The sequence below is a fragment of the uncultured Helicobacter sp. genome (assembly GCF_947367035.1).
In the GTDB taxonomy this organism is placed as follows: Bacteria; Campylobacterota; Campylobacteria; order Campylobacterales; family Helicobacteraceae; genus Helicobacter_D.
Genome location: NZ_CANBCA010000045.1, coordinates 1 through 6,098 on the forward strand (window position 1 = coordinate 1; position 6,098 = coordinate 6,098).

Consider the following 6,098-nt stretch of genomic DNA (forward strand, 5'->3'; position numbering starts at 1 on the left):
TTAATGGGATTTAAAATTAAGGGGGAATTATAGCAAATAATTGGAGGGGCAAGAGAAGTAAAAGATTAATAGATAACAATCCTTGCTTTTGTAGAGGAATCTAGTTGGCGAGATTCTGTATATCCGATGATTTGTGCAGATTCTATTCCATTATCTTGCAGTTTTGTCAATAGAGTTTGTGCGTCATTCTGTGGTAGAGCAAAGACTAATCCACCCGAAGTTTGTGCGTCAAAAAGTAGAATCTCTAAATCTTTAAATTTGGAATCATTTTTTAATCTAAACTCGCACAAATTTTTAACTGCGCGTTCATTACCGCAACTCCCTCCTGGAATAATCCCTATTCTGGCAAACCCAATGGCTTCCTCCACCAAAGGAATTGCTTGAGATTCTAAACAAATGTTAATTTTATCATTTAACATTTCACTCAAATGCCCCAAAAGTCCAAATCCTGTAATATCTGTGCAAGCGTGGATATTAAATGCGCTTGCAATTACGCAAGCACGGCGATTTAATGTCGCCATAATTTGGGCAATTTTATTTGCAACTTTAAAATCTAGTATATTCGCCTTTAACGCAGTCGTTAGCACTCCCATTCCAATAGGCTTTGTAAGAATCAAAACATCACCCACTTGTGCACCGTTGTTTCTCCAAACTCTTTTTGGATTCACAATGCCACTTACGCTTAAACCATACTTTTGCTCACTATCTGACACCGTATGTCCGCCCACTAGCACACCACCTGCTTCTTTAATCTTGGATAATCCTCCCTCTAAAATTGCTCTTGCATAATCTTGTGGAATCCGACAAGAATCCCACATCATTAGATTTAAGGCACATCGCACAACTCCACCCATCGCATACACATCACTTAGTGCATTAGCTGCTGCAATTTGTCCATACACAAAGGGGTCATTTACCACAGGAGTGATGAAGTCTGCGGTTTGAACTAGAGCCAACTCAGGCGTGAGCTGATAGACTCCTGCGTCCTCATTGCCTCTAAAATCCACCAAAATATTCTTATCTTCTTCATTGCTCAACGAGCTAGCAATCTGTGAGAGGTCTTCCAGACCTATTTTACCAGCTCAACCAGCAACTTTTACAAACTGCGTGATTTTAATTTCTTCTTTACTTTTTTGCATTAAATCTCCAATCAATATAAAGAGAGATTCTAGCTATTTTTACCTTATTTCCAATTATTTTTTGGCAAAATTGCACAAAATTTTTCAAGGCTTTTAAATGGAAATCTTAGCCCTAGACCCTTTATATCTTATTGCGCTTTTTGTCATTGGAATTTTTACAGGAATCCTAGCAGGATTCTTTGGAGTTGGTGGTGGAGCGCTTATCGTGCCTTTGATGATTTTGCTAGGAAATGATATAAAAATTGCGATTGGAATCTCTATTATGCAGATGATTTTTTCTTCTCTTTATGGTTCCTATATTAATTACCGACAAAACAACTTAGATTTTAAAGACGGCATTTATGTGGGAATTGGGGGATTAATTGGTGCAGCTTTTAGCGGTATCGTGGTAGATAGAGTTCCATCAAGTCTATTAGAGGGAATCTTCACGCTCTTTATTCTTTACTCTTTGGTAAAATTCTTTAAAGCAAACGCTTATGGTGGAGAAAGCCGATTAGGAAATGGTGCTGGGGCGAAGTTGTTTTTAATCGGTTGTGGTTGTGTAGTAGGTATCTTTGCAATTTCGCTTGGAATCGGGGGTGGAATGATGCTTGCGCCTTTACTAGCTTATTACTTAGGATATAGCAGTAAGAGGATTATCCCACTTTCGCTTTTCTTTATCATTTTTTCTTCAATTTCTGGCTTTACTTCCCTAGCTTTACACGGCTATGCAGACTTTAAGCAAGGTATTATTGTGGGTCTCGCTTCACTTATTGGTGTGCGCATTGGGATTTGGCTACTTAGCAAAATGGACGCCAAAAAACACAAATACGCACTACTTGTGATGTATTGTCTCGTTCTTAGCATTATGCTTAAAAAAATCTTGTTGGATTAACTTTTTTGCAAAATGGGTTTCGTTTTTAAATTGGTTGAGCGATTTTACTTATTTCTTGGACTCTTTGCTTGATTGTCTTTATTCTTAATATAGATTATTCTAGCATATTTTTATTTTACTTAATCATTTTATCATTATCCTATGCGACTTACAAGCAAACTTGCTTCATAAAGGAAAATAGAACCCTCATAGGAAATATTTTTCAACGTGTCTTTTTTGGCATAACTTAGATATAAGATTTCTTTTGCACGTGTAACTGCTACATAAAACAATCTGCGCTCTTCCTCTAAACTTCCCCCTTGACTCATTAATTTTTTGTTAGGAAAACGACCCTCCATCAAATCTACAATATAAACTTCGGCAAACTCTAAGCCCTTGCTTGCGTGAATACTTAGCAAATTCACACCTTCTCCCTCGCTCATTTCGCTAGAGCCTAAAACCATAGCATTTAAGAATCTCTCAAGTTCATTATAATGACTTGCTAAGTCCTTTAATAAAGAGATTTTACGATGGATTCTTTCTAGCGACTCTCTTGTCCTTTCTTCACTGATATTTCCTTCTTTGGTGATAGAACGTTCTTTAGCAAGTTTATGTGCTACGATTTGAAAGATTGGTAGAGAACTAATTTTTGAAATCAAATAATAGGGCTTATCATTTACATTAAAAGAATGAAAAAAACTATAAAGAGCATTGAGAAATTCAACTCCCTCTTTGGTCAGTTTGGAGTGAGTAAGAATCGGATTATCTTTGAAATCTTTTTCTAAATTCATTGTGTGGAATCGCATAGGATTACTAAGCTCTATTAAGTCATCAAATAGTCCTAATTGAGTGTTTTGTGCCTTTTTTTTAAAAGGTTCTTTGATGGATTTATCTGGGTGAAGTAGCCCTTGTATAGGACTATTGTGTCCTAAGAGCAAAAGTGCTTCATAAATATCCTTTGCCAAAGCATTTCCGATTCCTTTTGCATAGCTTAAGATATGAATAAACGACATCATATCTTTGGCATTAAAGAGCAAGGAACAGAGGTTTAACATATACACAATTTCTTTGGAATCAAAAAAACTAACGCTTCCTTTGCGTTTAGATGGAATCCCAACTTCTCGTAAAGATGCTTCAATGCCATCTGCACTAGAATTGTTACGAAAAATCACAGCAATTTCGTTATATGGGCGATTGGAAAGTTTGATTTTGTTCGCAATTCCAGAGTATTGAGAGAATAATTCTTCATATACTAGCAAAGTGGGTGTCCCGAAGTTTTGTGCCTTAACAACTTCTAGTTTCTTAGGGTAAATGCGCGGATTCTTTTCAATCACACGATTTGCTAGGTTTAAAATGGGTGCAGTGGAGCGATAGTTTTTGGTCAAACTAAAGATTCTCCCTTTTGGATAACGTTCTTTAAAGCCTCCTATAATGCTAATGTCCGCGCCATTGAAAGCATAAATGCTTTGATCATAATCCCCTACGCAAAAGAGGGAGGGAGGATTGAGTGCTTGGAGAATGGAATCTTGTAAGGGATTGGTATCCTGATATTCATCAACTAGCACTTCTTTATAGAGGGATTTGGATTTTGCTATGGCATTTTTATAGTTTAACAATAAGTCATTGTAATCCACATAGTGATATTCATTTTTTAAGGCTTGAAATTCCTCCCAAACATCTAAATAAATTTCTATATATTGCAGTTGTTCTGCATTTTTCCGCTCTAACCAAGCTTTGAAATTTTCATCAATGGTTGCATTAAAGTAAAGAGAGAATAAATCATATAAATAATTTGCGCTATAAGGAGGAGTTTGAGAAATATTTAAGAATACGCGTTTATCATAGAGGCTTTTAAATAAAATTTTGAGTTCTTTAGGTTGTTTTAAAGTAATAGAGCCTTTTGCTTTCAGATACCGATAAGCCACAGCGTGAAAAGTACCTGCTTCAATTTGCTGGATAATCTTACTTTCAAATTTTTGTGAAAGTCTTGCTAGCATTTCTTGAGCGGCTTTGTTGGTAAAAGTAAGTAATAAAATCTCGTTTGGAGTGATTCCATTTTGGAGCAAATAAGAGATTCTGCCTACAATCGTAGAAGTTTTTCCTGTTCCTGCGGAGGCAATGATAAGGTTATACCCATAAGGAGCTTCTGAAGCTTCCTTTTGCTGGGTATTTAGGGTTGAGAGGGGCAACCCAACTATTCTTTAATATAATTTTTAATAGATTCTGCTACACCAAAAGTTGGATATTCTTTAGCACTTAAAATAACTTGGGCTAATGTCTTGTTATCATCATTTAGAATGATGGGTGCCAAGAAATTGATACGAATTTCAGATTCTTTCTCACGCACGAACACACAAAATACTTTAACTTTTGAATTTTTTGTGATGTCAAGCAAAGTTTGGATTGGAGTTGGAACTTCAAACGAATATTCGCGCACTTTATAAGGGTTAATGAGCAATAACTCTACATCTTGTCCTTGCAAAGATAAAAAGGCTAATGCACCATCATCTACTTCTGCAAACTCCACTTCATTGACATTATCAAACCCTAAAATTGGGGATTTTACTTGAAACTTTTCACTTTTCATCTTCAAACTCCTTTTTTGTAATTTTGTAATTTTACCATAATTTTTAACTTCAAAATCCAAACTTTACGCATTTTAAAACAAGAAAATCAAGAAATTTAAATTTTTTGGTAAAATTCTAAATTCAAATCAAAGACTAGCAAAAACTATTCCAAGTTTATTTTGAGATTTATTTTGCTAGATAAAAGGTTCTTTATGCAAAACGATTCAACAAGCAATTCACAAAAAAATCAAAATTCTAAACCCTCTAACACTTATCAACCCAAAGGCATTGAGGAAACTTATTATAAATTTTGCGAAGAAGCAGGATATTTTGAAATAAATGGCAATACAAAAATCCAAAAAGCAGGTAAAAAATTCTGTATTATGCTTCCACCACCTAATGTAACAGGTAGCTTACATATAGGACACGCACTCAATCATACTTTAATAGACGTTATCGTCCGATATAAGCGAATGGACGGATTTAAAACACTTTGGCAACCCGGACTTGACCATGCTGGAATTGCTACACAAAATGTTGTAGAAAAACAACTCCTAGCACAAGGAATCAAGAAAGAGGAAATAGGACGGGAACAATTCGTTCAAAAAGTATGGGAGTGGAAAGAAAAAAGCGGAGGAATGATTTTAAATCAAATGCGCAAACTTGGTAGTTCCCCTGCGTGGAGTCGGACACGATTCACAATGGATAAGGGATTGCAAAATGCAGTTAAAGAGGCATTCGTGAAGCTTTACAATGAAGGATTTATCATTCAAGGCAAGTATCTAGTGAATTGGTGCACTCACGATGGTGCGCTTTCTGATGTAGAGGTGGAATATAAAGAAAATAAGGGTAAGCTATATTATCTCCGCTATTTTTTAAAAGACTCTAAAGATTATGTTGTTGTGGCAACCACACGCCCAGAAACATATTTTGGCGATAGTGCGGTAATGGTTAATCCTAACGATTCTAGGTTCTTTCATCTTGTTGGCAAAAAAGTCCTTTTGCCACTTTTAAATCGTGAGATTCCAATCATTGCTGATTCGCACGTAGATATGGAGTTTGGAACAGGTGTGGTAAAGGTAACTCCTGCACACGATACAAACGACTATGAAGTAGGCAAGCGACACGATTTAGAAGAAATCGTGATTTTTGATAAATATGGAATCTTAAATGAAAAAGCAGAAGAGTTTTGCGGGCTGGAGCGGTTAGAAGCACGAGAAAAAATAATAGAGAAGTTAGAATCACTAGGTTTTATAGAGAAAATTGAGGATTATAAAAACAAGACGGGGCATTGTTATCGTTGTGGCAATATCGTAGAACCTTATATCTCCAAGCAGTGGTTTTTAAAAAAAGAAGTTGCACTTGGTGCAATAGAAAAAATTAATCAAGAGGAAAGCCACTTTTTCCCAGCACAATGGAAAAACAATTATAATGCGTGGATGAGAGAACTGCGTGATTGGTGTATTTCGCGACAACTTTGGTGGGGACATCAGATTCCGGTGTATTTTTGCGATTCTTGCAATGGGCAGTTTGCAAGCG

General features: G+C 36.0%; 5 protein-coding genes. 2 read left to right on the plus strand and 3 right to left on the minus strand.

The window, feature by feature from the left end:
* Window positions 1-65: 65 nt before the first annotated feature.
* Entirely contained in the window at window positions 66-1,073 is a 1,008-nt protein-coding gene (gene selD, locus Q0Y61_RS09340) for a selenide, water dikinase SelD (RefSeq protein WP_366517302.1), read from the minus strand.
* A gap of 163 nt (window positions 1,074-1,236) precedes the next feature.
* On the opposite strand from selD, the gene Q0Y61_RS09345 reads away from it, so the two are divergent.
* The gene (locus tag Q0Y61_RS09345) at window positions 1,237-2,013 is read left to right on the plus strand and encodes a sulfite exporter TauE/SafE family protein (protein ID WP_297814377.1); all 777 of its coding nucleotides are present in this window, start codon (window positions 1,237-1,239) and stop codon (window positions 2,011-2,013) included.
* Between the two features lie 134 nt (window positions 2,014-2,147).
* Here the strand turns inward: Q0Y61_RS09345 and Q0Y61_RS09350 are convergent, their stop codons facing one another.
* A complete protein-coding gene (locus Q0Y61_RS09350) occupies window positions 2,148-4,181 on the minus strand; it encodes an ATP-dependent helicase (protein ID WP_297814380.1) in 2,034 nt (677 codons plus the stop codon).
* A 5-nt stretch (window positions 4,182-4,186) separates the two neighbouring features.
* On the minus strand, window positions 4,187-4,579 hold the full coding sequence (gene fliW / locus Q0Y61_RS09355) for a flagellar assembly protein FliW (RefSeq protein WP_297814383.1): 393 nt from the start codon (window positions 4,577-4,579) through the stop codon (window positions 4,187-4,189).
* 192 nt (window positions 4,580-4,771) lie between these two features.
* Between fliW and valS the strand changes: the two genes are divergently transcribed.
* On the plus strand, window positions 4,772-6,098 hold a 1,327-nt coding region (gene valS, locus Q0Y61_RS09360; protein WP_297814385.1), incomplete at its 3' end, for a valine--tRNA ligase.